Source organism: Chitinibacter sp. GC72 (assembly GCF_009760905.1).
Classification (GTDB): Bacteria; Pseudomonadota; Gammaproteobacteria; order Burkholderiales; family Chitinibacteraceae; genus Chitinibacter.
In genome coordinates this window covers 26,362-52,862 of the sequence record NZ_VIRW01000017.1, presented here as the reverse complement: position 1 = coordinate 52,862, position 26,501 = coordinate 26,362, and the positions used below count along the sequence as shown (strand labels likewise).

The following is a 26,501-nucleotide window of genomic DNA, read 5'->3' as shown; positions in this document are numbered from 1 at the left end:
CTTATGCTTATTTGCGCTGCAAATTTGGCCAGATCCAGCGCAGATACACGCGCCATTGCCGCAACACCTCGGCTGGCGCGCTGTCTGGCCAAATCACCAGCTGAAATTTCTGCCCATCGCCGCGCAAATGCAGCACCAGCACATGCGCGGTCAGCACGCTGGAAGCCAGTAGCTGCATGCTGTAGCGCTGCCCTGCTCCAGTGTGAACATCCAGCAGCCCATCCGGCAAACACTGGATCTGGCTAACCACTTGAGCTTTACGCCAATAAACACGCAAAGACAGCAAGAGCAGCGCGCTCAGCACCAAGGCCCATGGCCAGGCCAGCCACCAGGCATTGAGTAGCGCCAGAGCGTGCGTCAGACACAAAAAACCCCGCTGCCATGTCGACGCGGGGTTGATCTGCAAAACTGCAGGCAGCATTAATTGCCGACCTGAATGCTGCCATTCACATTGACCACCAGGCGGCTCTCTCCAGCATCGACCGGAGCAGGCGCAGCCTCGGCAGCCATCATGGCGGCCTTATACATGCGTGGCTGCGGATAATTGGCTTGTGTCTGCACATTCATCTGCATGGTTTTCCACGCGGCGCCACCCATGCTGCGCTGGATAATATTGGCCCGCGCACGGAAAGCCTTGATACCCTCTTCAATCAACACATCTTCAGCAGCCTTGCGGCTTTGCTCGGACACTTCATAGCGAATATCGGCCAATTGCAGCGCAATGCCATTGCTTTGTGGCTTTTGCAGCTGGGCAATCAATTGGGACAAAGCGGCAAAATCTTTTGAATTAACCCGCAACTCGCCACGACTGCGCCAGGCTTGCAACTGATTGTTTTTATTACTGTAAACCGGATAGCTACTATAGCCCGTGCCAGCCGATTGCACAGTTGGAAACTGCTTTAATGTTTTTTGAGCCGCAGCAATGGTCTGGTTGATTTTTTCGGCCAGCTTGCTCGAATCACTATCGCTTAGCTCTACAAACAACGTCGCCTGCGCCATATCATTGTCAATTTGCCGACTCACGCTGGCATCCAGATTCACCACATTGTATTGCGGTACAGTATCGGCCAGTGCCAGACACGGCATCGCCAGCAGCGCAGCCAAGATTGCTTTTCTTTTCATCAAATGATTCCTTGAGTTACGCCCGACATCAGGCTGAATGAGGCTCATTTAAGCACAGCAACACGACAGATGCAGCGTAAAAAAGTCGCCATCAAAAATGGCGACTATTCAGCTTGTATTCAGCGTGGATGACTCGTGATCAGTGATAGTTGTGATCGGTCGGCGTATTGTGAATGTCATCCGAAACCGCATCCATCACGCCCAGATGCACTTCGACATCAAACCATTCCCAGAACAGTTTTAACGATCGTTTCGCCGGCCACAAAGCATCATCGGCCACCCAGGAAGCCAATTCCTGATCAAACAATTTATCGGCAATATCGTCAATAAAAGCGATCGAATCTTCCGGCTCAGCCGCCTCTGGCACCAGAATCACCGTGCAATCCGAGCGGATTTCCGCCAGCGTGAGCGTGACATCATTACCGGGCAAGGCATTGAGCCAATCCAGAAAAGGCTGCTTGGGGCGAATAATGGCAGCAGAACGATCAACAATAAACATCCGGTTTCCTTCAGGTTTCATTTTTTCAATTAATTGCAAACAGAACAGATTTGAAATGGGGGCGATCACACAAAGCGCAACCGCCCTCACCTTGCTTAGCGACGGCGACGACGGCGTGTTCCCGTTGCCGATGCACCCTCGTCATTTTGCGCAGCTTGTGCACGGCGGCGTTGCGTGGCTGTGCCGGGCTTTTTGCGCACGAGCTTGGGCTCGTCGCTTAATACCCCAGCAGGCTTGGCACTAGTGGTACGAGTGCTGGCACCTGCTGCTTTGGCTGTCGTCCCTGCCGCTGGTCTGGCCTCACTGGCCCGACTTGTGCGGCCGGAACGGGCTGCCGGGGCGGTTTTAGTCTCGTTTTTGTCCGCGGCGGTGCTTTTCACGCCAAGTAGCCGACCAAAATCATCGATCAGCGCAAAGTCGATTTTGCTGGTTTCCAGATCAACCCGAACGACTCGCACCTTCACGCGATCGGTAATCCGGTACACCTGACCACTGCGCTCGCCCTTGAGCTCTTTGCGCTTTTCGTCGTAATGGAAATAGTCTGTGCCCAGCTCGGAGACATGCACCAAGCCTTCCACATACAGATCGTCTAGTAGTACAAACATGCCAAAGCCGGTGACAGCTGACACCGAGCCCATAAACTCTTCGCCGATTTTATCCTGCATGTAGTAACACTTGAGCCAGTTCTGCACATCGCGACTGGCTTCATCGGCGCGGCGCTCAGTCATCGAGCATTGCACGCCGAGCTGCTCCCACTTGGTCGCCGGTTTATACGTTTTACCGGCCAGAATCGCTTTGATCGAACGATGAACCAGCAAATCGGGGTAACGGCGAATCGGCGAAGTAAAGTGCGCGTACGCTTCGTAACTCAAGCCAAAATGGCCCTCGTTATCGGGCGAATACACCGCTTGCGACAAGCTACGCAACAACATCGTTTGCAGCAAGGGGGCGTCGGGGCGATCTTTGATGCTGGCGAGCAATTGCGCGTAGTCTTTTGCCGACGGATCTTCTGCGCCACCCAAAGTCAGCGCCATCGTGCGCAAGTAATCGCGCAGATTTTTCAGCTTTTCTGGCGTCGGGCCTTCGTGCACGCGATACAGGCCGACGTGTTCGTTTTTGATCAAATAGTCGGCGGCGCACACATTAGCCGCCAGCATGCATTCCTCGATCAATTTATGGGCGTCATTGCGTACCACCGGAACAATCGCTTTGATTTTGCCAAAATCGTCAAAACGCATTTCGGTTTCCTGCGTTTCAAAATCAATCGCGCCGCGCTCATGGCGCGCAGTCACAAAGGTCTGGAATAACTCATACAAAGTATTCAAATGCGGCAACAGGTGGGTATTGGCCTGTGCGTCAGACCCCTTGGGGTTTTGCAGCATATCCCACACCCGGGTATATGTCAGACGCGCTTTGGATAACATCACCGCAGGGTAAAATTTGTATTTCTTAATTTCGCCGCTTTGCGTCACGCGCATATCGCAAACCATGCATAGACGCTCAACGTCGGGATTCAGCGAGCAAACGCCGTTTGACAGAGCCTCAGGCAGCATCGGAATCACGCGACGCGGGAAATACACCGAATTACCGCGTTCAATCGCCGTTAAATCCAGCGCATCATTCGGCGTCACATAATGGCTCACATCGGCAATCGCAACGACCAGGCGCCAGCCCTTCCCTTTGCGCTCGGCAAAAACCGCATCGTCAAAATCGCGCGCAGTTTCGCCGTCAATGGTCACCAGCGGCAAATCGCGCAAATCAACGCGTTCAACGCCTTGCACTGGTTTCCAGTCTTTCTTTTTCACTTTTTGCGGTGTGGCATCAGCTTGCGCTTGCGCCTCGGGCGAGAACACATGCGGCAGATTATGTTTACGCAGCGCAATCTCGATTTCCATGCCCGGATCATCGTAATTACCGAGCAATTCGATCACATGGCCAACGGGCTGCGAATAGCGTGAAGGCTGAACGAGCAGCTCAACCATCACCACCTGCCCCGCTTTGGCACCACCGGTATTTTTCGCTTCAAGCAAAATATCGCGGCTAATGCGCTTATCTTCCGCAGTCACAAAGAATACGCCGCGCTCATTATGCAGACGCCCCACCAGGCGCTGATTCACATGCTCGAGCACCTCGGCAATCGCGCCTTCAGGGCGGCCACGACGATCAACGCCGATCAGCCTCGCCAGCACACGGTCACCGTGCAGAACCTTGTCCATTTCCTTGGGGCCAAGGAATAAATCATCGCCACCATCATCGCGCAGCAAAAAGCCAAAACCATCCGGATGGCCTTGCACCTTACCGGGAATCAGATCGAGCTTTTCCGGCAAACACAATGCACCTTTGCGATTGAGCAACAATTGCCCCTCGCGACCCATCGCCTGCATGCGGCGCTCGAACGCCACCATTTCATCTTCACGGATATCAAGTAATTGAGCCAATTCCTCAGCCATCATCGGCGCACCGCGCTCGGCAAGGATTTGCAGCATGAATTCACGCGAGGGCAAAGGGAACTCATAGCGCCCTTTCTCACGCTCTAAATTAGGGTCCTGGGCACGCAAGCCGGTGATTTTGCGAGTCGGTTTTTTCTTTGGTACGGGATCTTTTTCCAGTTTTTTTTCCATTGGGCCAGTTTTTTTCATTTTAAGGATTGACGGTGTTCGTCTGATTGCATATTATAGCGCCTCTCTGATGCGACGGCGCTGCGAAATAGTAGCAAGGTTGCAAAAGTGGTGATTGAAAGAGCCCAGGTGGCGGAATTGGTAGACGCACTAGGTTCAGGTCCTAGCGCCCGCAAGGGTGTGGAAGTTCGAGTCTTCTCTTGGGCACCAACTCTTCAATCAGCATCATAGCATCAGACGTGCCCAGGTGGCGGAATTGGTAGACGCACTAGGTTCAGGTCCTAGCGCCCGCAAGGGTGTGGAAGTTCGAGTCTTCTCTTGGGCACCATTTTGTTATACAAAGCAGTACAAAGAAGTCCAATTAACCCCGTAAAACAAAGGTTTTCGGGGTTTTTTGTGTCCAACGCCATCCAAACCAATCCAAGCAGATCCTATATCCATTGTTGGTATCATTGTTGGTATATTTTCGCCAAAAACGCAAAAAATCACCACCACCCACTTCACCCAACTAAAACCAAACTGACAAACGGCGGATTCCCATCCACCGTATAATTCGAGTTTTTATTGTTGGTATGATTGTTGGTATCAGCCCTATTTCCAATACCAACAATCTCCTCCAAAACCAATACAACACCTAGAAATCATCGTTTTTTCACAAAACAACTTCGAGTCCGCGGAGCGGACACTTAAAGTGTAAGTTACACGGTAATCCCCTGTTTTTTATTGAGTATGAAATTTAATTTTTGGCTAATGGAAACAGGTTTGTACCTTGCTGCTGCTCTAACACCATTAAATACATGCTGTTTAGGGTGCTGGTGCCTGATCCTTTAATAGCAAGGTTTGGCTGTAAATCAAAAAATCTTCCAGATGCTGGGTGATCACTGCGATGGTGATCGGCAATTGCAAAGTTTGATAATCATGCACCGCGATATTGCGAAACCCCACCATCTTTTGCAGGCTCGTTGCTAGGTCGGTTTCAATCCATTGCGCGGTCGCGAGTAGGGCAAATACATCGCGCGCACTTTGCGGAACACCTAGTTTTTCACGGCGGATCAAATGCTGCCCCATATCCAGCGCAGCTTCACAGGCACGCTGAATATTCAGAATGGCCGCATCCTGGCGTGTGAAATCAGTATTAAAAGTTGCTACCTCTTTGTGGTATTCCTCGCGGGCGCGCAGCACGCAACGTTCAATCGTTGCGGCTTTATTGATCAACACATCATCGGCCATATACGCGTCCCCGTTGCTCAATATCTTTGAGAATACCGGCACGTGCGGTATCCAGATTCGTTTTTTCAGTCAAAATAAAGCTTTCGAAAATGGCGGCTTGTGAATCACAAGCCCATAGCCTTTGTCCTTGAGTGATGATTTGATACTGCATCACAGTTGAGGCTAGTCGCAAGTCGATTAGATCGACATCCCGATTAATCATTGCCGCAATATCCTGCCCAATTTGCCACAAAGTAATTGGCTCGCCGCGACCTGCCAATAGTACAGCTAAATCAACATCGCTTTGTGCATCGTTTTCGCGCTTGGCAAAGCTGCCAAATAAATACACCGCAAGCAAATTGGGAAAGGCGTTTTGCAGCTGCGCCAATATAGCTGCAAGCGGCAGCGATGTGTTTTGCCCTATCATACTCTGCACTTTAATTTTTCCCCATCGCCAACAAATCAAACACCACCCGCGCAAACTTATTCGCTTTGCTTGGATCCGATACTGCGGCGGGGCTCAGATCGGTAAGGCGCACTTTCTGCACGATTTTGTACAGCAGATTGGCGTCGTTCAACAGGCCAATAAATTCGGCAAATTTAAAGTGATCAAAAATCTCGCGCGCATCGCGGCTAAACGACTGGATGTATTTTTCCAGATTGGCCTTGATGTTGGATTCACCAAGCTTGGATAAATCCATCGGCGAGGTGTTGTAAAAGCTCAGGCCACCCGTGGCGCGCAGCAGCAGTTTTTCTTGGCCCTCTTCCGGCAGATTCATCAGCTCGACGATTTCGACTTGCTTAAGGACCGCGTCTTTGGTGTCAGCCAGTACACATTCCAAGCGCCGCAGCAGCGTAAACGGCAAAATAATCCGCCCATACTGGCTCTGCTTAAAATCCCCGCGCAGCAGGTCAGCGAGTGACCAGATGTAGGCGGCAAGATTGTTGGTGGACTGAGACATACGCTTTCAACCAAATTAAGAATACTGATGAGCGGTATTGTAACGGGTTTGGGTGGGGTGGGGGCTGCGGCAGAGGGGGATTTGGCGAGAAAAACGAAAGTAAAAAAGCCAGGCGAACCCGGCTTGTGCTCATAGCCATTGACAGTCAGTGGGCTACACTCTTAACCCCGATCCGCATACACATCCCGGCTGGTGTTGTTGCGATCAAGTACCGCGTCAAAATGCTGGCTGTCATGCACCGAGGCGGTGTCGGTTTTGATCTTGCGGATCAATGCGTTGCAGGCGGGTCACCCAGAGTGTCAATCTTTTCGCGATGGCGGTCAGCGGCAAACAGGTCAGTTTTGATGGCAGTACGGCGTTTCATAGTAGATTCTTACGAACTTGGTACGGATGTTAGTTTACAGGATTCGGATTGGCGGGTTTTTCGAGGTGTCCTTCCGATTGTGGCTTTTGTTATTTTCCATCTGAAAAGTCCAATCCTGTTGAATTTAAATTCTTATTGAACCAGCTGCAACTGCAGGCGGTTCAGCTCGCGATAGGCGCTGCTTTGTTCGTGATCAAGCTGGTTAAGCTGGCGTAGTAGTTTTCGGCGCTCTTCTGTTGATTCGGCCTTGGCAATGTGCTCTTCGAGTTTTTTGCGTTCACGCTTGGCCGCTGCAATTTTATTTTCCTGAGTCTGAATATCGCGCTCCAGGCTATAGCGTTGATAGCCACGTTCGTACTCGCGCAAAAATGCTCTTTGCAACTCGGGTGCACAGACATTGCCATAGCTGGCACCGCGACGACCCAGCCGGTAGGCGTTTTCCGGCTGGCAATAACTACGCAAACCTTGCTGACGACCAGCCTGATAGTCGGCCAGTATCGGCGCAATGCCCAGCTTGCCGCAGGCATCGGCGTATTCGGCAATCCGGCTTTGCTCGCCCTGCTGACCATCACGCAAACCGGCACCATACCAATCGCCCACGCGGCATTCAGATTCATTCATTGCCGCACAACCGGCTAAGACTGCACTGGCAATCAGCATGAGTAAACTTCGGATGATTTTCATAATATGGCTCGCCGCAATGAATAGGGATTGATGCTGATTATAGTGCGGCCATCCTGACTTGCAGCTGAACAGCGTCATATCATCGTTCCAGCATCAATTTGGCTATATTTGTCCTTCATATTGTCTTAACCCAGTCTTAAATCAATACTTAATAAGGCAGATACTGGCTATACATTTTCACAGGATACAGCCAAAAATGTCCTCAGCACTATTAGTCATTGATGTACAGCAATCATTTGAACATGCCCCGTATTGGGATACGCGTGATCTACCGCAGTTTCAGCGCCAGCTCAATCGCCTGATTGCCATTTGTGAGGCCAGCGCGATGCCGGTGGTGAATATTCTTCACGTCGATCAGGATGATGCATTTCGCAAAGACAGCGGCTGGGTCAGGCCGATGGATTTTTTGCAGCACACACCCAGCGCGACGTTTGAAAAACACGTCCACAATGCGCTCACCGAATCGGGCTTGCTACACTGGCTGCGTGAACGGCAGATTAGCCGGCTTATCATCAGCGGCATCCGCACCGAGCAATGTTGCGAGACCACGGCGCGCGTGGCGTCCGATCTGGGTTTCGAGGTTGATTTTGTGCCGGAGGCAACGCTTACCTTTGCGATAACCCACACCAATGGCCAAGTGTACAGCGCCACCGAAATCAAAGCGCGTACCGAGCTGGTGCTCGCCGGGCGCTTTGCCCGTATCGTGACGGTTGCCGAGCTGGAGGGCGAATTGTCGGCCCAATTTGCACAAAAGGAGCGCCAACATGCTTGAAATGAAAACCCGCTGTGAACGCTGCGGCACCGCGCTGGCAGCTGGTGCGCAGGCCTATATCTGCTCGTTTGAGTGCACCTTCTGCCCCGCTTGCAGCACGCAAGTTTTTCGCCATGTCTGCCCCAATTGCCAGGGTGAACTGGTTCTGCGTCCGCGCCGCCGTCCGCAGGAGCCCAACCATGCCGTGGCGTGATTTACTGCTTGCGCTGGTGGTGGTGAGCACCTGGGGTTTTAATTTTGTGGTGATCCAGTGGGGGCTGCAGGGCTTGCCGCCACTGCTGCTGGGGGCGCTGCGCTTTTTATTGGTGGCGCTGCCGGCGATTTTCTTTATTCCACGCCCGGCGATTCCTGCGAAATACTGGCTAGGCTATGGCGTGGTCTGGGGCGTTGGGCAATTTGGCTGTCTGTTCACCGCGATGAAACTGGGCATGCCCGCCGGCCTCGCGTCGGTGGTATTGCAATCGCAGGCGTTTTTCACGCTGATTTTCGCGCTGCTATTGCTCAATGAGCGCTGGCGCTGGTATCAGCTAGCCGGTTTGATCGTGGCGGCTGGCGGCTTGACGATGATTGGCTTGTCACATGAGCAAGGCCTGAATGGCCAGACGATGACGCTGCTGGGGTTTAGCCTGACGCTGTGCGGCGCAGCGGGCTGGGCACTGGGTAATATTCTGATCCGCCATACTGCCAAGCAGGGTATAGCCGTCAAACCCAGCAGCCTCATAGTCTGGGCGGCACTACCCCCACTGGCTATCTTTAGTTTACTCACGCTAATCATCGATGGCCCAGCCGTGGTGGGCGCAGCCCTGCGCCATTTATCATTGCAATCGGTGCTGGCGGTGTTGTATCTGGCTTTGATTGCAACGATTTTGGCCACTTCGATCTGGAATGATTTATTGCAGCGCCATTCGGCCAATCTGGTTGCACCATTTAGCCTGCTGGTGCCGTGGTTCGGGCTGGCCTCAGCGGCCGTGTTTTTGCATGAAAAGCTAAGCGCGCAGCAATGGCTAGGCGCGCTAATTTTAATGCTGGGATTATTACTGAATATTTTTGGCGCCCGCTTGCGCTGGCCATAGCAGGTGAAGCATGCGTGAAATACATCAAGTGCGTGAAGTCTATTTCATCCTCAGTCCGCAGTTTATGCTGCTTGATCTGGCAGGCCCAGCTGAAGTGCTGCAAATCGCCACCGAGCACGGCGCGCCGCTCAAGCTGCATATGGTCGCCGCAGTGAGCGAGCTGGTGTCGTCGGTCGGCCTGCGCCAGCACCAGCTCGCGCCCTTGCCTGCGCCGATTCCCGATGGTGCACTGATCATGTTGATTGGGGTACAAGATTCGAAACACAATCTGCAGCGCCCCGAAGCACAAGCCATTGTGGACTGGTTGCAGCGTGAATTTGATCCCGCGCATCATCAGCTGGCCTGCATTTGCTCGGGAACAATGATTGCCGCGCAAGCGGGTTTGCTTGATGGCAAGCGCTGCACCACGCATCACGAGCTGATAGCACGCCTTCGGCAGACCGCACCCGAAGCGCTAATCGAAGAAAACCGTTTGTTTGTCGAAGATGGCCCGATTGCGACCAGCGCCGGGATCACCGCCGGTATTGATCTGGCCTTGCATCTGGTCGCGCGTGAATTTGGCCCCAATCTGGCGCAAACCATTGCGCGCGAAATGGTTGTATGGCTGCGCCGCAGCGGGCAAGACCCGCAATTATCGGCATGGCTGGCACACCGCAACCACATTCATCCTGTGGTGCATAAGGCCCAGGACTTGCTTTCCCAGCCATCGCAGCAGCGGCAGAAAATGAAACCGCGCTGGACTTTAGACGAGCTGGCCAAGGCGGTACACAGCACACCACGCACTTTGACCCGGCTATTTCAGCAGCATGCCGGACTGACGCCGCATGAGTATCAACAAAAAATCCGGCTGGCTTTAGCGCAGCAATTACTCGCCAATCCGGCGCTAACGATAGAAGAAGTTGCCCTGGAAGCCGGCTTTGGCTCGGCACGCGATTTTCGCCGCGTATGGCAGCAGGCTCACGGCAAGCTGCCCAGCGACTCTCGACTGGGTATATGATGACAGGCTATTACAATCATAGCCTTTCGTCATATACCTATTAAAAACAGGGAATATTCAGATTATGTGTTGATGGTTTTAAGTGCCTGCGGCACGATGGTTTTACAGTCGCAATCCGCGACGGGGACTCACTTTCTTTGCTTCGCCAAAGAAAGTAAGCAAAGAAAGGCGCCCCCCGCCTGCGGCCCTCCGGGCTACCCTCGGTCGGTCGCGAGCCAAACGGTAAAGCTTGTTTGTCTCGCTCCACTCCCTCGGCGATGGGCGACAGGGGATTTTAAGCTCCATCTCAATCATCGCGGCACAACATCAACACAAAATCCAAACATTTCCTAATAGCAATCCCGCGTTAGCAGAAAGCGGTCCAGATCGTGCGCTTGATTAATATTCAAGGCGCTAATCCCTGCGCCTACACCGCCACGGCGGCTCGGGATGGGAGACATCAGATTGCGCGTGTAGCGCTCGGCCATCACGTCCAACCCCAGCGGTTTGATTTTGGTCGCCTGCCCTGCGCTGCCGAAAGCCTCGTAGCGGGCTAGACAAATATCGCGCATGGCTTCAAGCGAGACCTGCAGATATTTGCGCGGGTCGAACTCGGCCGGGTTTTGCGCCATAAAGCGGCGGATTGCGCCGGTGGCGGCGAGGCGCAAATCGGTGTCGATATTGATTTTGCGCACGCCATAGCGGATACCGCGCACGATTTCTTCAACCGGCACGCCCCAGGTCGGCGCGATGTCGCCGCCGTACTCGTTGATCATTTCCAGCCATTCCTGCGGTACCGACGAGCTGCCGTGCATCACCAGATGCACATTCGGCAGCCGCTCATGTATTTCGCGGATGCGGTCAATCGCCAGTGTTTCGCCACTGGGCGGGCGCGAGAATTTATATGCGCCATGGCTGGTGCCAATCGCAATCGCCAGCGCATCAACGCCTGTTGCCATCACAAAGGCATAGGCTTCTTCGACATCGGTCAGCAGCTGGGTGTGATTGAGCGTGCCTTCAGCGCCCACGCCGTCTTCTTCACCGGCCTTGCCCGTCTCCAAGCTGCCAAGGCAACCAATCTCACCTTCAACCGACACCCCGCGCGCGTGCGCCAGCTCGACCACCTGCCGCGTCACGCCGACGTTATAAGCATAATCGGCAGGGGTTTTGCCATCTTCGAGTAGCGAGCCATCCATCATCACCGATGAAAAACCCAGCCGGATCGCCTCTTCGCAGATTTTCGGGCTGGTGCCGTGATCCTGATGCATCGCGACCGGGATATGTGGAAATTCCTCAATCGCTGCCAATATCAAATGGCGCAAAAACTGCGAACCGGCGTATTTTCTCGCCCCGGCCGAGGCCTGCATAATCACTGGGCTATTGGTGCGATCGGCGGCGAGCATAATTGCGCGCACCTGCTCCAGATTATTCACATTAAACGCAGGCAGCCCGTATTGATATTCGGCGGCGTGATCGAGAAGTTGGCGCATTGAAACAAGTGACATGGCATTGCTCCGGTTGGGTGGCAGGGCGGCTTGGGTAATTTAATTAAACAAGGTTTCGAACAAGGTTTGCTGGCGACTCTGCGGTCTTGATTGCTGGGTATTGCTCTGCAGAGCATGACTATCAATATCTTCAAGGCAATACCCTGCAATCAATTCGACCTCGGATTGAGCACCGAGTATCACCGGCACGCGCTGATGCAGGCGTTCGGGCCGCACATCCAGCAGCCGCTCGCGTCCGGTGGACGCGGCACCACCGGCCGCTTCGACCAGCATGGCCATCGGGCTGGCTTCATAGAGCAGGCGCAATTTGCCGTTTTTAGCGCTTGTGCGAGCATCCTGCGGGTATAAAAACACGCCACCGCGCAGCAAAATGCGATGCACTTCGGCCACCATCGACGCAACCCAGCGCATATTGAAATCACGTCCGCGCACGCCATCATGACCAGCCTGGCATTCGGCGATGTAGCGCTGAATAGCCTGCGGCCAGTGACGCTGATTCGAGGTATTGATCGCGAATTCCTTGGCTTCTTTGGCAATACACAGTTTTGGATGCGTCAGCATGAATAGCCCGCTGTGTTCGTCAAAAGTAAAGCCGTTGACTTCATGCCCGGTAGTGATCACCAGCATCGTCGCCGGGCCGTATAGCGCATAACCGGCGCACAGCTGTGACCGGCCATTTTGCAGAAATGAATCGGCAGAAATATCGCCTGCAAGGTTTTTTGGCGTGGCCAGAATCGAGAAAATACTACCGACCGAGATATTCACATCCAGATTGCTCGAGCCATCGAGCGGATCAAAAACCAGTAGCAAATCGGCATCCGGGTTGCATGGCACGATATCGTCCATTTCTTCGGACGCCAGCGCACACACCAGCTCGCGCGTTTCGGCCATCATCAACTCATTACTGATGACATCGAGTTTTTGCTGCGCTTCGCCCTGAATATTGCTGCTGCCCGCCGCGCCAGTCGCGTTGTTTAGTGCGGCATCGCGCACGGCTTGCGCAATTAGGCGGCAACTTTGCGCCAGCGCCAGCAAAAGCGGGGCAACGCGCTGCAAGCGCTCATCGCTACGCTGCTGCCAGATGAATTCGTTTAACGATAGCTTCATGATCAGGCCACCATTCTTGCCAAACGGGCAGACTGTTGAATCGGCAGCGCATTCTGACTCGCCTCGACGGCGCAGGCGTAAATGCCCAGAAAAGAGGCGGCATCGAGCGAAGCGCCACCCACCAGCAGGCCGTCAACATCGGGCATAGCCATAAACCCGGCGGCATTATCAGCCTTCACACTGCCACCGTAGAGCAGCGGGATTTTTGTCGCCGCCACGGCGTCGGTTTGCGCCAGATAGGTGCGGATCAGCGCGTGCGTTTGCTGCGCCAGCTCAGGCGTCGCCGGATGATTATTGCCAATCGCCCAGCGCGGCTCGTACGCCACAATTGCCTGCCGCCACATCGGCGTCGTCATCAGCCAGTCAAGCTGGTTACACAGCACCTGCGCAGTTTCGCCGCGTTCACGCTCGGCCTGGCTCTCGCCAATGCAAACAATCGGAATCAGACCCGACTGCTGGCAAGATCTGGCTTTGGCAGCGATCAACGCGTCGTCTTCATAGTGGTGCTGGCGGCGCTCGGAATGGCCAACCAGCGAATAACGGCAGCCCAGCTCGGCCAGCATGCCCGCCGACCATTCGCCTGTGCGCGCACCGCTTTGCTGCTCGGCCACATCCTGCCCGCTGTATTGCACTGCGGTGCCGTGCGCGAGGCGAGCCACTTCGCCCAGAAAGGGCGCTGGCGGGCACAGCACCAGCTGTACCTCCGATCCCACCGAACGCGCCAGCCGCGGAATCGCTTCACGGCACAGCGTCAGACTGCCATGCATTTTCCAGTTGCCGACCACCAGCTTCTGCCGCTCTGCAGCATCGTTAGGCTGAGCATAGGGATAAGCATTTAACAATTGCCTTGGTATTGCTGCATTCATTTTCGCACCCCAAAAACGAACAAAACGCGCAAAATAGCGTTCACATACGAACATTATGCGCGCATATTTTCGAAATTGAAACATAGTTCGAACATAATGTTCGTTTTTGAAAACGAAAGACGAAAAAAAAGAGCACCGAAGTGCTCTTTTCTGAATGCTCACCATACTCAGCACATCACTCGCTGGCGATATACAGCTCGGTACCTGCCTCCTGTAGCACTGGCAGCAAGGCTTCCGGCACGGCGCTATCGGTAAATAGCGCGGTGACCTGACGCAAATGCCCCATCTGCACCAAAGATGGGCGGCCGAATTTGGAGTGGTCGGCCACCAGAAACACATTGCGCGCCTGTGCAATGATGGCCTCGGATGTACGCGTTTCGCGCATTTCAAAATCGCGCAACGTGCCGTCCATCTCAATGCACGCCACGCCGAGCACGGCGTAATCGACGCGGAACTGCCGGATAAACTCAATCGTCGCCTCGCCGCAAATACCGTAATCCTTGGGCCGCATCACACCGCCCGCGAGCACCACTTCGCTATCGCGGTAATGGCACATCGTCATCGCAATATGCGGATTATTGGTAATCACGCGCAGGCCGATGTGATTGTGCAGGGCGCGCGCAACGGCCTCGCTGGTGGTGCCCAGATTCATGAACACCGAAGCATGGTTGGGAATATGCTCGGCAACGAGCTTGGCGATACGTTCTTTTTCATCGCTACGCATATCTTTGCGTGTTGAATATTCGACGTTCTCCACGCTGGAATGCGCGCTGGCGCCGCCGTGGACGCGGTGCAATTTGCGCTCGTCGGCCAGCTGGTTGATGTCGCGGCGGATGGTTTGCGGCGCAACGCCAAAATGCTGCGCCATGTCATCGACGCTCACATGCCCGGCGCGTTGCACCCATTCAAGCAATTCTTGCTGACGCTGGTTCAGTATCATTGTCTTGGTCTTCTGTGTGATGGTTTGGCGGTCAATCTAGCCGATTGTATTGCTAATGTTTGGAGTATGCGGTGATGGATTTTAAGTGCCTGCAGCACGATGTTTACAGTCGCAATCCGCGACGGGGACTCACTTTCTTTGCTTCGCCAAAGAAAGTAAGCAAAGAAAGGCGACCCCCGCCTGCGGCCCTCCGGGCTACCCTCAGTCGGTCGCGAGCCAAACGGTAAAACTGTTTGTCTCGCTCCACTTCCTCGGCGATGGGCGACAAGGGGTTTTAAGTCTCATCTCAATCATCGCGGCGCAGCATCACCATAAAAATCAAAAACCCGCCATTTAAATCAAGGTATATCAATACAGCCTATATTTAGCATAGCCTACATACATATACCCTTAGAACTTCTCTGTAGTGCTTTTGAGCAGTTCATCCAGACCACTCAATTGCCCCTGCCGCTCGAACGGCATGCCGGCGGGCAATAAGGGCGCGTAGACCTTGCCATAAATCCGGTATGGCACTGCACCGCCCTTGAGCGACGAAAATTGCTTGAAAGCCTGTGTCAGACTAGTGCTGACTTTCAATTTGACGATTTTTTCGCCCAGCCGTGGCAAGGTGACTTTTTCATTGCTCACGCCCTGAGCAAAAGCCTGTTTGTTCAGCTCGACATTCACCGTGAGGCCATTGAGTCCAATATCAAAATCGTTCGGATTGGTGACCCGCAAACTCAGCACAAACTGCTGCTCGAGCAAGCCCAGCTTGGCCACTGAGATTCCCGCCAGCGTGATGTTCGGTTTTTCCACTTTGCCCGGGATGCTGGCACAGCCGCCCAGCAAGAGCAGTAAACCCAGCAATGACAGCAGCACCGCCCGCAGCGGATGCCGGATTGAATACATGAACGAGTTCATCATCAAGCTCCTGTCTGTGCGGCCAGTGGCAAGCGCATCAGTGCAAAACGCTCGGCCAGCTCGCCAACAATCAGCTGCGCGCCGGGCTGCTCAGGATGAATAGCGGCGAAGGTGACGTCCGCTTGCGCAACCAGCTTGCCATTATCCTGACGCACTACTTCCTGCGTGATTTGACCTTCGCGCTCGCGCAGCTGGCTTAAAGTGCTGCGGATCACCAGCACATCGCCCATGGTCGCGGCGCGTTTGTAGCGAATATCGATGCGGCTGACCACCAGCGCTAGACGACGCTCGCTAAACCATTCAACGCCGCCGCAGTCTTCAATCATCGCCCAGCGGGCTTCCTCCAGAAACTCCAGATAACGGGCATTATTAACATGCCCGTACAAATCCAGATGGTAGCCGCGTACTTTTATTACTGTTTCATGTGTCATCGCTGTTTTCGCACTTTTGCAATTAACGGCCTTGGCCGGAATATCACGCCATTTTACTGCCTGCGCGCTGGTAAAAGCTGACAAATTTCATCCGCGGCTTTTGTTTCACCGCGTTCTTGTGGATAATCGACCGATTCGCAAGGTACAGACTGTTATTTATGGATTGGCGACATTCCCGTCCGGTACGGATCTTCATTTTACTTCTCTTTACGCTGATCACTTTGCTGGGTGTTTTGCCGTATTTTCTATCGTTCGACACCCTGCGCGAGCAGATCATCAGCCAGGTACAGGCCGATACCCAACGCACCATGAATATCCGTAGCACCGCCCATCTGGTGCTGCTGCCCAAACCGGCAATACTGATCAACGACGCCACCCTGACCGAACCACAAAGCTCCACCGTCTTTGCCCACGCCGACCGGGTGAAAATCGTATTTCGCCTCTGGCCCTTGCTCACGGGTGGCCGCGTGGTGGTTCACGCAATTGAAATCAAACAGCCTGAGCTCAGCGTCGTTCGTAATCAGGACGGTACTTACAATTTTGAAGACCTGCTGCGCCCGCACAATGAAAAAACCCAGTTTGCACTCGACAGACTGAGTTTCTCGCAAGCCAATCTCAGCTGGAAAGACGAATTTCTGGGTGAAACGCTGCATTTATCGGCGATGGATTTAACGCTGGATCAGCTCACCAATCCCAAAAACGGCAAACTGACCATCGATGCGCAGGCCTCAATCGGGCAAAAAAACTTCCCAGCACAGTGGCAAGGCCAGCTTAGCGGCTCAGCTGCGATGCGTTATCTGGAAAAAGAGCGCACTTTGCGCGTGGCCGATATAGCCATCAATCTGCAGCAAGTGGGTGCCAGCTCGCCGCAGCTGCAAGTGAGCGATGCCACTTTAAGCGCCACCGGCAATCTGAATTACCACTGGCAACCGCTGCGCCTGAGTGGCGGCGACATGAAAATCACCACGCAGGCCAACCGGGCCGGCCAGATCTGGACCAGCACGCTGGACGTACCGGAAATCAGCTTTACCGAAACAGCGCTGAGCCTGAACCGGCTTAAATTCAATATTGGGATGAAAGACAAAAGCAGCACCTTCTCGGCCAAAGCCAGCATGGCCAGTCTGGGTGGCGCTCATGGCAGCTTTTTGCGCGCCGATCAGGCGCAGATCGACGTTAAATACAATAGCCCCGAGCAAAATCTGTCGGTGCAGCTACAAAGCCCGCTGGAGCTGTATCGCGGGCATCTGGCGCGCATTGCCAATTACAAGCTAACCGGCAGCTACACCAATCGCCAGCTGCCGCGCGGCGCAATCAGCCTGGCGCTCACCGGCCATGGTGATCTGGATTTGCGCAATGAAATCCTCAGCCTGGAAAGCAAGGGGCAGCTTGATGGCGAGGCACTGACGGCGCAATTTAATCTGGATAATTTTCTGGCGCCGCAATTTCGGATCAACTTTGATCTGGCCAAACTTGATTTGACGCCCTATCTGCCGGTGGTCAGCGCGGGTGCAAAATCGGTCAATCACACCGCGCCGCTGGATTTCTGGTGGCTGGAAAACCTGAATGCCATTGGTTCAATCAAGATTGGCGAACTGGTTCTGCAAAACATGCATATTGACGATCTGGCGATGAAGCTGATCGCACGCAATCAGCGTCTGGTGCTCGATCCGCTCTCGGCTACGCTGTACGAAGGGCGGCTCAATGGCCGCGCCGAAATCGACGCGCGTAAAAAGCCGGTGTATTTCCGTCTGGAGCAGACGCTAAGCAATATGAATATCAATACCCTGCTCACCGACGTGCTCGATACCAGCCGTTTTGAAGGCCGCAGTGATATCAATATCGACGTGGCGGCAGTGGGCAACAAGCTATCCGATCTGCGCCACACCGCTGGCGGCAATATCCGGGTCAGCCTGAAAAAAGGCGCAATTCGCGGCATTGATATTCCGGCCTTGCTGCGCACCGCCAGCCAGCAAATCAAATTAATGAACGGCCAGACCGGGCAGGAAAGCAGTCAGGAAGCACGCACGCAGTTTTCCGCGCTGCGTGCCACCTGGCTGCTCAAACACGGGATTGCCAGCAATCAGGATCTGGACGTGAGCGCTGGCGTCTTGCGCCTCACCGGTGCCGGCAAAATCGATCTGGGTCAGGGGCGGCTTGATTACAATATGAAAGCCAGCGCCAACCCGAATGTGCCCGAGCTATCCGGGCTTAAAGGGCTTACGCTACCTATCTCGTTTAGCGGCCCACTGAACGCACCTGAATACAAGGCCGACTACACCAGCCTGAAAGAGCAAATCCTGGCCAAACAGCAGGCCGAGCAGGAAGCCAAAGCGCGCGAGGCCGAGCGCCAGGCGGCGGCGAAAAAAGCCGCCGAGCAAAAAGCAGCGGCCGAGCGCCGTGCGGCCAAAGCCGCCAAAACGAGCCCCAAGCCTAGCGTGAAATCCGGTACAAAATCCGCGACCAAAGCGAGCGTGAAACCCACCGCCAAACCCGTCAAAGCAGCCAGATAATGAGTACGTTCTCCGCAAGACTGATCGCCTGGCAGCAGGAGCACGGCCGCCACGGCCTGCCGTGGCAAATTGCCGATGGCTATAAAGTATGGCTATCCGAAATCATGCTGCAGCAAACGCAGGTCACGACGGTTCTCGACTATTACCCGCGTTTTCTGGCCAAGTTTCCGACGATATTTGATCTGGCCGCCGCGCCGCTCGACGACGTTCTCTCGTTGTGGAGCGGGCTTGGCTACTACACTCGCGCGCGTAATCTGCATAAATGCGCGCAAGCCGTTGTCACGCAATACGACGGCCGCTTTCCAAGCGATCCTGCGCTCGTTGCCGAACTGCCCGGCATTGGTCGCAGCACCGCCGCGGCAATCACTGCTTTTTCGTACGGCACGCGCGCGGCGATTTTGGACGGCAATGTCAAACGCGTGCTGACGCGCTGGGCGGGCATTGAAGGCTACCCGGGCGTCAAAGCCGTTGAAAACAAGCTGTGGGATTTGGCCAATGCGCTGCTCCCCAAGACTGATACCACAGGAAACATCGAAGCCTACACGCAAGGACTAATGGATCTGGGCGCGACGGTTTGCACGCCGAAAAAGCCGACTTGCTTAACCTGCCCAATGAATACCGATTGCCAGGCACGGCTGAGTCATCGCCAGAGCGAGCTACCAACGCCCAAGCCCAAACGCGCCGTACCGGAAAAATCCACCGTCATGCTGATTATCCGCAATGAGGCCGGGCAAATTCTGCTCGAAAAGCGCCCGCCGAGCGGCATCTGGGGCGGGCTATGGAGCTTGCCCGAGGTCGAGAGCACACTGGCCGCTACCGATCTTGCCGCGAAAAAACTCGGCCTCACCATCGAGCTAGACCCCGCCCTGCCCGACTTTTTGCATGTGTTTACGCATTACAAACTCACGATCACGCCACAACCGGCCTATGCCACCGCCGGACTCGCCACACAGGAATCAGGGACACAGTGGTTTAGCGTGAAAGACGCGCTGGCAGCCGGAATCCCGACGCCGTTGCGAAAAATACTCACCAAGACAATTGGAAGGGTATAAGGCCACAGGCCAATCTCAACAAAACTCCCACCAACATACCCATTAGGGTATACACGTAGGAGCGGGCTTACCCGCGAACAGCCCAATCGTTATCAGAGCATTCGCGGGCGAGCCCGCTCCTACATATCCAACACCTTCACTTCGCCCGTGGATCCAGCGCCGCTCTCAGCCCTTCGCCAATCAGCACCAGCATCAGCATCAAGCCCAGCAGTACGCCGAAAGTCGAAATCGAAATCCACCACGCATCCAGATTGGCCTTGCCCTGCGCAAGCAGCTCGCCGAGTGAGGCCGTTTGCATACCCACACCGAGCCCCAGAAAATCCAGACTGGTCAGCGCCAGAATCGCCGCGCCCATCCTGAATGGCAGAAAGGCCAGCACGGGCGTCAGACTGTTTGGCAACACATGGCGGCGAATAATTTGCCAGTTACTCAGCCCCATCGACCTGGCGGCCAGTACATATTCCATGCTCCTATTGCGCAAAAACTCTGCCCGCGTGTAATCGGCCAAACCCATCCAGCCAAACAAGGTCATCAAGACCAGCAGCAAGGTGAGACTGGGCTCGAAAATCGCCGTGAAAATAATCAGCAGATACAGCTCAGGTAAAGACGCCCAGATCTCGGAGATACGCTGCCCGAATAGATCAACCCGCCCGCCAAAATAGCCCTGCACGCCGCCGATCAGCATGCCCAGCAACGAGCCGGTAATCGTTAGCGCCAGCGCAAACAGCGCGCTGGTGCGAAAGCCGTACAGCAGCCGTGCCAGCAGATCGCGGCCTTTATCATCCGTCCCCAGCCAATTCTCGCTGGAGGGCGGCGCGGGATTGGGCTGGCTGGCAAAGTAATTGAGCGTATTCACCCCGTAGCGATTAGGCGGAAAAATCACCCAGTTGCCCGCTTGCGCCAATTGCTGCTGGATAAAGGGGTCGAGATAATCGGTCGGCGTTGGAAAATCACCACCAAATGTGGTCTCGGGATAATCCTTGATCAGCGGGAAGTAGGTCTGCCCCTGATAGTGCACCACATAGGGCTTATCGTTCGACAGCAACTCGGCGCCCAGACTAAGCACAAAGCAAATAGTAAATAGCCACAAGCAAACATACGCCCTGCGCTGCGCTTTGAAGCGAGCCCAAGCCCGCGACCAGTAGCCTTGCGACTGAATTCCCTCCTTCGACGAAGGGGGGCTAGGGAGGATTTCTGTAACGTCGGGGCTTTTTGCACCGTCGGGACACTCTGCCCTATTGGGGACTTTAAGATCAGCGTTCATGCCTTCTCCCCCACCGCACCAAACTGCACACGCGGATCAAGCAGTACATAACCGATGTCGGACAGCAAGCGTCCGATCAGCCCCAGCAGCGTAAAGAAATACAAAGTGCCCAGCACCACCGGATAATCACGACGCAAAACCGACTCGTAGGCCAGTAGCCCCAGCCCATCGAGCGAAAACAGCGTTTCGATCAACAGGCTGCCGGTAAAAAACGCCCCGATCATCGCGCCCGGCAAGCCCACCATCAGCGGTAATGACGCATTGCGCAAAATATGCCGCCAGAAAATCCGCCGCTCGGATGCCCCCTTGGCGCGCGCTGTCGTCACGTACTGCTTATGGATTTCCTCCAGAAAGGCGTTTTTGGTCAGAATGGTCAGGCTGGCAAAGCCCCCCACCACCATCGCCGTGACCGGCAAAGCCAGATGCCACAACAAATCCATCATCTTGCCCAGCATGGACAGCGCCTCCCAATCGTCACTCATCAGCCCACGCAAGGGAAACAGTTGCCAGAATGAGCCGCCGCCAAACAGCACCAGTAGCAAAACGCCGAGCACAAAGGACGGAATCGCGTAGCCAATCATCAACAGCAAGGTCGTCGCCGCATCAAAGCGCGAACCATGCCGCACCGCCTTGGCCACGCCCAGCGGCACAGCGATCAGATAAGTGAGCAGCAGGCTGGAAATACCTAGGCTCATCGACACCGGCAATTTTTCCCAAATCAATTGCGTCACGCTGGCATGGCGAAACCAGCTTGCGCCCAGATCAAAGGTCGCGTAGCTTTTGAGCATCAGCCAGAAACGCTCAGGCGCGGGTTTGTCAAAACCATATTGTGTTTTGATCTGCGCCAACTGTTCCTCACTCAAACCCCGCGCCGCTTGGTAAGCGCCACCTGAAGTACCTGCCGATGTATTGCCCGCCGACTCAGCCGCACCGCGACCTTTGAGCAGATACACCATCTGCTCCACCGGCCCACCAGGGACAAATTGAATGACGATAAAGCTGACTAGCAGAACGCCAAACAGTGTCGGGATCATCAGTAGTAGGCGTTTGAGGATGTATTGCAGCATGGGGATGTTTATCTCTAGTCTTCTAGCTTGAATTAAAAACCAGCGGATTAAAATCAATGAAAGCGCATTACATACCAAATCGTCGGTAGTAAATAAATAGCATGAGCGATGCCTAAACTCAGCCAGCCCGGTCGTACTAAATAGCTTTTTTCAGGATGCGTCGGCGAGTAATAAACTTTTATCTGATCATTGTGCTGCGTTATCAAATTCAGCTGTTTATTCAGTAAACTGCGTAAATTATGCGATGCCGTCAGCTGCCATGGTGCAATTCGTTTTCCGTGGTATGTAATGCTAGCAATCTGATAGCTATACAAGGCATCGGCAATATAGTTTTGCTCACTTAATACAAATTCCGCACCACCTAATGGCTTAACCGAATGCTGCAATAACTCACCCCACACCGTTGGCCAATTGCGAACTCGCCAATATATCAATACCGTCGCCCAACCTATCAGCCAACAATAAGCCATACCCCAAAAAGCCACACCTTGTACTTCACCCACTCGAGCTAAGTCGAACATTTCAGAAAGGTAAGTAAATACCTGATCGAGCATCATCACTCCTTCAGCTTGGCTGCATCGAATTGCTTTACTAACTAAATTGGACTTAAACGCCCATCAGCGTCAAAAGCATAAATCTCTTCATGCTTAAAACCCCAGCGCTCATCCGCCGCGATATGCGGCTCGAAGGTAAAACACAGCATGTCGCCCAAGCGTTTTTGCTGGCCTTGCTCGATAAAAAAGCGATTTTCCCGTCGCGTGGCAATGCTGTGGCCAACGTTGCCGAGAAAATCTAGATTGCGAAAACCTAGCTCTTGAATCCGCGCATTGGCCCACGCAAACAGCTCGCCGCCGCGCATATCAGGCCGCGCAATCTCAATTAATTCGCTATGCAATTGCAGCTCGGCTTGCAGGCCTTGCTGAAAAATTGGCAGGGTGGCTTGCGCGGTTACGCGACCATTTTCAACGCAGAAACTGCGCGCACAATCACCCCACACCTCGCCCAGCGCCGGGCTCACATCGACCGTAATCAAATTAATCTCGCCCACTTTTTCATCACTAGGGCGATAGTCTCGCCCCGAAATCGAAACTTGGCTGCGGCTGCCGAGCAAAACAAACGCGGGGCATTCGTAATACCAAGTATGACGTATACCATGCGAAGCCATAATAGCTGTTGCCTTGGCTGCAATACTGGCCTCAGTATCTTGAGCATCGATCTGCAGCGCCAATTCGGCAAGCACTTGGCGGGCAATGCCTTGAATAGCGCGATGGGCTTGTAATAAATCCAACTCTCACCTCATAGATACTGATTGTTTAGCCTGCTGCGCAGGCGGTAAATCGGCGGTTTCGCCCGCCGGACGACGTGACGGAGCTTGGCGGCTTTACCGCCGTAGCGAAGGCCGTGGCCTATGGCCAGCAAGGGACGGGTCTTGCTCCTTCCCTTGCAACCCTCGCGTGCCCGATCGACTCGAAACCCCGTTTGAAAAAGCCACGGCGAGGCGCCGCTACAACTCGCGTCGCGCTAACGTCGTGACGCTCAAACACTACGCGGCTTAAAACCCCGCCGAGTCATTTTCAAACGGCGCGTCTCCACGGGCAATCCGTGCTAATTAGAGCGGGGTATATCCACCAAATTCAATCCAGAATTAATCTTCAGAGCAACACTACAGCATGTATATACCTTGATGGTCGGTCTGGGGCTTAAATTCCCGTGTAGCGAAAACCGCGGCAAGGAGAGAGACAAACGGCTTTATCGTTTGGCTCACGACGAAGCAAGGGCAGCGCGGAGCGCTTTTCGCCCGGGTCGCCTTCTCTTGCTTACTTCTCTTGGCGAAGCAAGAGAAGTAAGTGCCGCGGCGCACAGCCGCCAATCCCGTTCAAATCACCCCTTACTGCAAATTTCCAAAATCAGCGCCCGATGATCGCTCATCTTCAAGCTTTCATCCACCGATGACAACATTAACTTCGACGCAGGCAGCATCCTCTCTGGAACAAAAAAATAATCAATGTGATAAGCCTTGCTTTCTTTTCTGTGCAGATAAAACGTCGGGTCAGTTTCTTGCCCTGCTACTTCATCTTTTAAACAATGATAAGCACTTTGCAAACCCAGCGACTTCAATTCAGCCACGACATCGCTGTGATTCCAAAAACGATCCACTTCGTCCCAAATCGGATTGCTATTTAAATCGCCACACAGAATCAGCGAATCAGCTCGCGCAGCAATTTTGTCGCGCTGCATTTGCAAATAAAGCCACAATTGGCCGATATAGTGAAAATTGGGTGAGTTAGCCTGTTTGGTCCACGCTCCGATTAAAGTGAGTTCACCATTAATCAGGCAAGGCAAAAAGGATTCAAGCTGATGGGCTTGCCACTTGAGTGTCTTTTGCACTGGCGAAGGCGATCGGATTTCATATTCGGCAGCCGACCAATCCAAAGCCTCAATATAGTGGCCTTTGCGGGCAAAAATGCCGATCCCTTTATTCTTATTATCCCCATGCCATAAGTATTGCCCAGCCCAATCGCGAAACACATGCGTTGAGTGCGCTGGATTTTCACATTCCTGAACGACCAAAATATCGGCATCAAACTGATCAAGAAAATCGGTTTTATTACGCAGGCCACCATTGCAATTCCAGCTGATCATTTTCATCGGAATCACTTCACCCACCACGTCGCCAACATCCAATCCCCCGCCTGATAATACAGCGGCATCGTTTTTGGCATTGCAAACCGATCCCGCCACGCCACACGATGCGTCGCGCTATACCAGTGCGGGATGATGTAGTGGCCCGCCAGCAAGGCGCGATCGAGGGCGTGGACGGCTGTGATTTGGGCGGTGCGATTGGGCGCGGCCAGTACATGATTGATTAGCGCATCAATCGCCGGGTTTTTAATGCCGATCACATTGCTGCTGCCCTTCACATCGGCCGCTTTGCTGCCGTAGTAATCGAGCAGCTCTTGCCCCGGGCTTTGTACGTCAGGAAAACGCAGTACCGTCACGTCAAAATCAAAGCCATCCAGCCGGCGCTGATACAGGGCAAAGTCGATATTGCGCAGCGTGGCGGTGATACCAAGTTTGGCTAAATTGCGCGCCAGCGGCGGGAACACGCGGCCCATCGCGCCGCCATCGTCGAGAATTTCAAACGTAAACGCTTCGCCCTTGGCATTACGCAGCGCACCATCGCGGTATTCCCAGCCCGCCTGCTTGAGTAGCTCGCGTGCTTGGCGCAGATTGTTGCGCAAGGAGTTGGGTGCGCCGTTGGGTAAACGATCCGTATTCGGTGGCGCGGGCAGTTCGCCGAATACGGCGGGTGGCAAATCCTTGGCCAAGGGTTTTAATAAGACCAACTCCGCCTCGCTCGGCTTGCCACTGGCAGCGAGTTCGCCATTGGCGTAAAAGCTATTGAGGCGCACGTATTGGCTGTAAAACAATTGGCGATTGAGCCATTCAAAATCCAACGCCAGCCCCAAGGCTTGGCGCACGCGGATGTCGGCAAATTGCGGCTTGCGGATATTGAGCACATAGCCCTGCATGCCGCTGCTGTTGTGGTGGCGCAGCTCGCGCTTGAGGATTTCGCCGCTGCGAAATTTCGGCCCCTGATACTGCCGTGCCCAATTACGCGCGCTGTATTCGGTGATGAAATCAAATTCACCGGCTTTGAAGGCCTCTAGCCGCGCCACTTCATCCTGATAATAGCGATACGTTATGCGATCAAAGTTATATTGCCCCAGCCGCGTCGGCTGCTGCGCGCCCCAGTAATCGCTGCGCCGCTGATAGCTGATACTGCGGCCGAGTTTGTAATCGGCAATCCGGTAGGGGCCACTGGTGATCGGCGCGTCGAGCGCGATTTTGTCCAGCGCCTTTGTCACGCCATTTTTCTCTTGACCCCACTTGCGCGAAAACACCGGCAGGCTGCCCACAATTTGCGGCAGCTCCCGATTAGCCGTGATGAAGCGGTAGCGCACGGTGCGCGCATCAAGCACGTCAATGCCGCTCACATCGCTCAATTGCGAAGCAAACTGCGGTGCGGCCAGCTTGCTTCGCAGCGTGTCAAAACTGTGTTTGACGTCAGATGCCGTCACCGCATCGCCATTATTAAATTTGGCCTTGGGGTTGAGCGTAAACGTTACCGATTTACCATCGGCAGCCACGGCAATATCACTGGCAAGCAGCCCGTACATGGTGGCGGTCTCGTCCATGCTCATCACCCCCAGCGATTCAAACATCAGCGCGCCCAAGCCCGCCGCAGGCAGGCCTTTGATGATGAAGGGGTTGAATGAATCAAAACTGCTACGCCGATCCGGGTTGGGCAAGGTCAACTCGCCGCCTTTCACCGCCTGCGGGTCAGCGTAGGCAAACGAGGTAAAACCGGCAGGGTATTTGGCTGCATCGCCCAGTGTGATTGCATGTGCAGCCCATACTGGGCTCTGGTATAGCAGGCAGCAGAGTAGGAGTATTTTTTGCATGCCCCATCATAAATCAAGCCGCACAAATCCTCATGGCGCAGACGGCATTCGTGCCATCCGGCCAACAGAGTGTGCAGCCAGGCCGCAGCAGGCCGGAAAAAACCACTACACTGC

General features: G+C 54.2%; 25 protein-coding genes, 2 tRNA genes and 2 pseudogenes. 8 read left to right on the top strand and 21 right to left on the bottom strand.

Translation table 11 applies throughout. The features are described from left to right. Positions 1 to 7 precede the first annotated feature (7 nt). The 4 genes from FLS37_RS13005 to rnr all read right to left on the bottom strand — a co-directional run bounded on the left by FLS37_RS13005 (position 8) and on the right by rnr (position 4,242). Entirely contained in the window at positions 8 to 421 is a 414-nt protein-coding gene (locus FLS37_RS13005) for a protein YgfX (RefSeq protein ID WP_157670397.1), read from the bottom strand. Further along, on the bottom strand, positions 421 to 1,122 hold the full coding sequence (locus tag FLS37_RS13000; RefSeq protein WP_157670396.1) for an SIMPL domain-containing protein: 702 nt from the start codon (positions 1,120 to 1,122) through the stop codon (positions 421 to 423). The genes FLS37_RS13005 and FLS37_RS13000 overlap by 1 nt, the downstream gene beginning before the upstream one ends. A 139-nt stretch (positions 1,123 to 1,261) precedes the next feature. Beyond that, a complete protein-coding gene (locus FLS37_RS12995) occupies positions 1,262 to 1,642 on the bottom strand; it encodes a hypothetical protein (protein ID WP_232522601.1) in 381 nt (126 codons plus the stop codon). 74 nt (positions 1,643 to 1,716) lie between these two features. Continuing rightward, entirely contained in the window at positions 1,717 to 4,242 is a 2,526-nt protein-coding gene (gene rnr, locus FLS37_RS12990) for a ribonuclease R (protein WP_157670418.1), read from the bottom strand. A gap of 120 nt (positions 4,243 to 4,362) precedes the next feature. Here rnr and FLS37_RS12985 point away from each other — a divergent pair. Both FLS37_RS12985 and FLS37_RS12980 read left to right on the top strand, forming a co-directional pair. Further along, a tRNA-Leu gene (locus tag FLS37_RS12985) sits at positions 4,363 to 4,449 on the top strand. A gap of 31 nt (positions 4,450 to 4,480) precedes the next feature. Continuing rightward, a tRNA-Leu gene (locus FLS37_RS12980) sits at positions 4,481 to 4,567 on the top strand. Between the two features lie 476 nt (positions 4,568 to 5,043). On the opposite strand, the gene FLS37_RS12975 is transcribed toward FLS37_RS12980, so the two are convergent. From FLS37_RS12975 to FLS37_RS12955, 5 genes and pseudogenes are all read right to left on the bottom strand, one after another. After that, positions 5,044 to 5,469, bottom strand: a complete 426-nt coding sequence (locus FLS37_RS12975) for a DUF86 domain-containing protein (protein WP_157670394.1) — start codon at positions 5,467 to 5,469, stop codon at positions 5,044 to 5,046. Then, positions 5,459 to 5,929 (bottom strand): nucleotidyltransferase domain-containing protein, encoded by a 471-nt coding sequence (locus tag FLS37_RS12970; protein WP_198314623.1) that lies wholly within the window; start codon positions 5,927 to 5,929, stop codon positions 5,459 to 5,461. The genes FLS37_RS12975 and FLS37_RS12970 overlap by 11 nt, the downstream gene beginning before the upstream one ends. Beyond that, positions 5,886 to 6,410 (bottom strand): type I restriction-modification system subunit M N-terminal domain-containing protein, encoded by a 525-nt coding sequence (locus tag FLS37_RS12965; RefSeq protein WP_157670393.1) that lies wholly within the window; start codon positions 6,408 to 6,410, stop codon positions 5,886 to 5,888. The genes FLS37_RS12970 and FLS37_RS12965 overlap by 44 nt, the downstream gene beginning before the upstream one ends. 164 nt (positions 6,411 to 6,574) lie before the next feature. Beyond that, a pseudogene (locus tag FLS37_RS12960) lies at positions 6,575 to 6,679 on the bottom strand (IS5/IS1182 family transposase); the annotation flags it as partial. 227 nt (positions 6,680 to 6,906) lie between these two features. Next, positions 6,907 to 7,458: a DUF2799 domain-containing protein gene (locus tag FLS37_RS12955; protein WP_157670392.1), complete on the bottom strand. Its 552-nt coding sequence runs from the start codon at positions 7,456 to 7,458 to the stop codon at positions 6,907 to 6,909. Positions 7,459 to 7,654: 196 nt separating this feature from the next. On the opposite strand from FLS37_RS12955, the gene FLS37_RS12950 reads away from it, so the two are divergent. Genes FLS37_RS12950 through FLS37_RS12935 form a run of 4 tightly spaced genes read left to right on the top strand, consistent with a single transcriptional unit; the run spans position 7,655 to position 10,300 of the window. Further along, on the top strand, positions 7,655 to 8,230 hold the full coding sequence (locus FLS37_RS12950; RefSeq protein ID WP_157670391.1) for a cysteine hydrolase family protein: 576 nt from the start codon (positions 7,655 to 7,657) through the stop codon (positions 8,228 to 8,230). After that, complete coding sequence (locus FLS37_RS12945; RefSeq protein WP_157670390.1) at positions 8,223 to 8,423, top strand: DUF1272 domain-containing protein; 201 nt, start codon at positions 8,223 to 8,225, stop codon at positions 8,421 to 8,423. Before FLS37_RS12950 ends, FLS37_RS12945 begins: the two co-directional genes overlap by 8 nt. Continuing rightward, on the top strand, positions 8,410 to 9,303 hold the full coding sequence (locus FLS37_RS12940; protein ID WP_157670389.1) for an EamA family transporter: 894 nt from the start codon (positions 8,410 to 8,412) through the stop codon (positions 9,301 to 9,303). The genes FLS37_RS12945 and FLS37_RS12940 overlap by 14 nt, the downstream gene beginning before the upstream one ends. 10 nt (positions 9,304 to 9,313) lie before the next feature. Beyond that, positions 9,314 to 10,300, top strand: a complete 987-nt coding sequence (locus FLS37_RS12935) for a GlxA family transcriptional regulator (RefSeq protein WP_232522600.1) — start codon at positions 9,314 to 9,316, stop codon at positions 10,298 to 10,300. 446 nt (positions 10,301 to 10,746) lie between these two features. On the opposite strand, the pseudogene fba reads toward FLS37_RS12935, so the two are convergent. The 6 genes and pseudogenes from fba to FLS37_RS12905 all read right to left on the bottom strand — a co-directional run. Next, a pseudogene (fba, locus tag FLS37_RS12930) lies at positions 10,747 to 11,784 on the bottom strand (class II fructose-bisphosphate aldolase); the annotation flags it as partial. A gap of 39 nt (positions 11,785 to 11,823) precedes the next feature. Continuing rightward, positions 11,824 to 12,891 (bottom strand): class 1 fructose-bisphosphatase, encoded by a 1,068-nt coding sequence (locus FLS37_RS12925; protein WP_157670387.1) that lies wholly within the window; start codon positions 12,889 to 12,891, stop codon positions 11,824 to 11,826. Positions 12,892 to 12,893: 2 nt separating this feature from the next. Further along, positions 12,894 to 13,757, bottom strand: a complete 864-nt coding sequence (gene tpiA, locus FLS37_RS12920) for a triose-phosphate isomerase (protein WP_157670386.1) — start codon at positions 13,755 to 13,757, stop codon at positions 12,894 to 12,896. 175 nt (positions 13,758 to 13,932) lie between these two features. Continuing rightward, complete coding sequence (locus FLS37_RS12915; protein ID WP_157670385.1) at positions 13,933 to 14,697, bottom strand: DeoR/GlpR family DNA-binding transcription regulator; 765 nt, start codon at positions 14,695 to 14,697, stop codon at positions 13,933 to 13,935. Positions 14,698 to 15,087: 390 nt separating this feature from the next. Continuing rightward, on the bottom strand, positions 15,088 to 15,600 hold the full coding sequence (locus FLS37_RS12910) for an LEA type 2 family protein (RefSeq protein WP_157670384.1): 513 nt from the start codon (positions 15,598 to 15,600) through the stop codon (positions 15,088 to 15,090). After that, on the bottom strand, positions 15,600 to 16,112 hold the full coding sequence (locus FLS37_RS12905) for a thioesterase family protein (RefSeq protein ID WP_232522599.1): 513 nt from the start codon (positions 16,110 to 16,112) through the stop codon (positions 15,600 to 15,602). Before FLS37_RS12905 ends, FLS37_RS12910 begins: the two co-directional genes overlap by 1 nt. Positions 16,113 to 16,186: 74 nt before the next feature. On the opposite strand from FLS37_RS12905, the gene FLS37_RS12900 reads away from it, so the two are divergent. Together FLS37_RS12900 and mutY are read left to right on the top strand one after the other, a co-directional pair. Then, on the top strand, positions 16,187 to 18,538 hold the full coding sequence (locus FLS37_RS12900) for an AsmA family protein (protein WP_157670383.1): 2,352 nt from the start codon (positions 16,187 to 16,189) through the stop codon (positions 18,536 to 18,538). Continuing rightward, a complete protein-coding gene (gene mutY / locus FLS37_RS12895; protein WP_198314622.1) occupies positions 18,538 to 19,590 on the top strand; it encodes an A/G-specific adenine glycosylase in 1,053 nt (350 codons plus the stop codon). The genes FLS37_RS12900 and mutY overlap by 1 nt, the downstream gene beginning before the upstream one ends. A 136-nt stretch (positions 19,591 to 19,726) precedes the next feature. Here mutY and FLS37_RS12890 read toward each other — a convergent pair whose 3' ends face one another. The 6 genes from FLS37_RS12890 to FLS37_RS12865 form a co-directional block, all read right to left on the bottom strand. Next, positions 19,727 to 20,749, bottom strand: coding sequence for an ABC transporter permease (locus tag FLS37_RS12890; RefSeq protein WP_255446445.1), 1,023 nt, complete (start codon positions 20,747 to 20,749; stop codon positions 19,727 to 19,729). A 101-nt stretch (positions 20,750 to 20,850) separates the two neighbouring features. Then, positions 20,851 to 21,921, bottom strand: coding sequence for an ABC transporter permease subunit (locus FLS37_RS12885; RefSeq protein WP_157670381.1), 1,071 nt, complete (start codon positions 21,919 to 21,921; stop codon positions 20,851 to 20,853). Between the two features lie 53 nt (positions 21,922 to 21,974). Next, positions 21,975 to 22,478 (bottom strand): hypothetical protein, encoded by a 504-nt coding sequence (locus FLS37_RS12880; RefSeq protein ID WP_157670380.1) that lies wholly within the window; start codon positions 22,476 to 22,478, stop codon positions 21,975 to 21,977. Between the two features lie 38 nt (positions 22,479 to 22,516). Continuing rightward, entirely contained in the window at positions 22,517 to 23,209 is a 693-nt protein-coding gene (locus tag FLS37_RS12875; protein ID WP_198314621.1) for a M24 family metallopeptidase, read from the bottom strand. Between the two features lie 593 nt (positions 23,210 to 23,802). Further along, positions 23,803 to 24,606 carry an endonuclease/exonuclease/phosphatase family protein gene (locus FLS37_RS12870; protein WP_157670379.1) on the bottom strand — a complete coding sequence of 268 codons (804 nt, stop codon included), beginning with the start codon at positions 24,604 to 24,606 and terminating at the stop codon, positions 23,803 to 23,805. Beyond that, positions 24,576 to 26,387, bottom strand: coding sequence for an extracellular solute-binding protein (locus FLS37_RS12865; RefSeq protein ID WP_157670378.1), 1,812 nt, complete (start codon positions 26,385 to 26,387; stop codon positions 24,576 to 24,578). Before FLS37_RS12865 ends, FLS37_RS12870 begins: the two co-directional genes overlap by 31 nt. Between the last annotated feature and the right edge of the window lie 114 nt (positions 26,388 to 26,501).

Excerpts from the sequence above, each read along its gene's own strand:
- tpiA (WP_157670386.1), bottom strand. The coding sequence starts at position 13,757 with ATGAATGCAGCAATACCAAGGCAATTGTTAAATGCTTATCCCTATGCT.
- FLS37_RS12995 (WP_232522601.1), bottom strand. The coding sequence starts at position 1,642 with ATGAAACCTGAAGGAAACCGGATGTTTATTGTTGATCGTTCTGCTGCC.
- FLS37_RS12945 (WP_157670390.1), top strand. The coding sequence starts at position 8,223 with ATGCTTGAAATGAAAACCCGCTGTGAACGCTGCGGCACCGCGCTGGCA.
- FLS37_RS12915 (WP_157670385.1), bottom strand. The coding sequence starts at position 14,697 with ATGATACTGAACCAGCGTCAGCAAGAATTGCTTGAATGGGTGCAACGC.
- FLS37_RS12965 (WP_157670393.1), bottom strand. The coding sequence starts at position 6,410 with ATGTCTCAGTCCACCAACAATCTTGCCGCCTACATCTGGTCACTCGCT.
- FLS37_RS12955 (WP_157670392.1), bottom strand. The coding sequence starts at position 7,458 with ATGAAAATCATCCGAAGTTTACTCATGCTGATTGCCAGTGCAGTCTTA.
- FLS37_RS12910 (WP_157670384.1), bottom strand. The coding sequence starts at position 15,600 with ATGATGAACTCGTTCATGTATTCAATCCGGCATCCGCTGCGGGCGGTG.
- FLS37_RS12950 (WP_157670391.1), top strand. The coding sequence starts at position 7,655 with ATGTCCTCAGCACTATTAGTCATTGATGTACAGCAATCATTTGAACAT.
- FLS37_RS12865 (WP_157670378.1), bottom strand. The coding sequence starts at position 26,387 with ATGCAAAAAATACTCCTACTCTGCTGCCTGCTATACCAGAGCCCAGTA.
- rnr (WP_157670418.1), bottom strand. The coding sequence starts at position 4,242 with ATGGAAAAAAAACTGGAAAAAGATCCCGTACCAAAGAAAAAACCGACT.
- FLS37_RS13000 (WP_157670396.1), bottom strand. The coding sequence starts at position 1,122 with ATGAAAAGAAAAGCAATCTTGGCTGCGCTGCTGGCGATGCCGTGTCTG.
- FLS37_RS13005 (WP_157670397.1), bottom strand. The coding sequence starts at position 421 with ATGCTGCCTGCAGTTTTGCAGATCAACCCCGCGTCGACATGGCAGCGG.
- FLS37_RS12925 (WP_157670387.1), bottom strand. The coding sequence starts at position 12,891 with ATGAAGCTATCGTTAAACGAATTCATCTGGCAGCAGCGTAGCGATGAG.
- mutY (WP_198314622.1), top strand. The coding sequence starts at position 18,538 with ATGAGTACGTTCTCCGCAAGACTGATCGCCTGGCAGCAGGAGCACGGC.
- FLS37_RS12880 (WP_157670380.1), bottom strand. The coding sequence starts at position 22,478 with ATGATGCTCGATCAGGTATTTACTTACCTTTCTGAAATGTTCGACTTA.
- FLS37_RS12975 (WP_157670394.1), bottom strand. The coding sequence starts at position 5,469 with ATGGCCGATGATGTGTTGATCAATAAAGCCGCAACGATTGAACGTTGC.
- FLS37_RS12935 (WP_232522600.1), top strand. The coding sequence starts at position 9,314 with ATGCGTGAAATACATCAAGTGCGTGAAGTCTATTTCATCCTCAGTCCG.
- FLS37_RS12940 (WP_157670389.1), top strand. The coding sequence starts at position 8,410 with ATGCCGTGGCGTGATTTACTGCTTGCGCTGGTGGTGGTGAGCACCTGG.
- FLS37_RS12900 (WP_157670383.1), top strand. The coding sequence starts at position 16,187 with ATGGATTGGCGACATTCCCGTCCGGTACGGATCTTCATTTTACTTCTC.
- FLS37_RS12885 (WP_157670381.1), bottom strand. The coding sequence starts at position 21,921 with ATGCTGCAATACATCCTCAAACGCCTACTACTGATGATCCCGACACTG.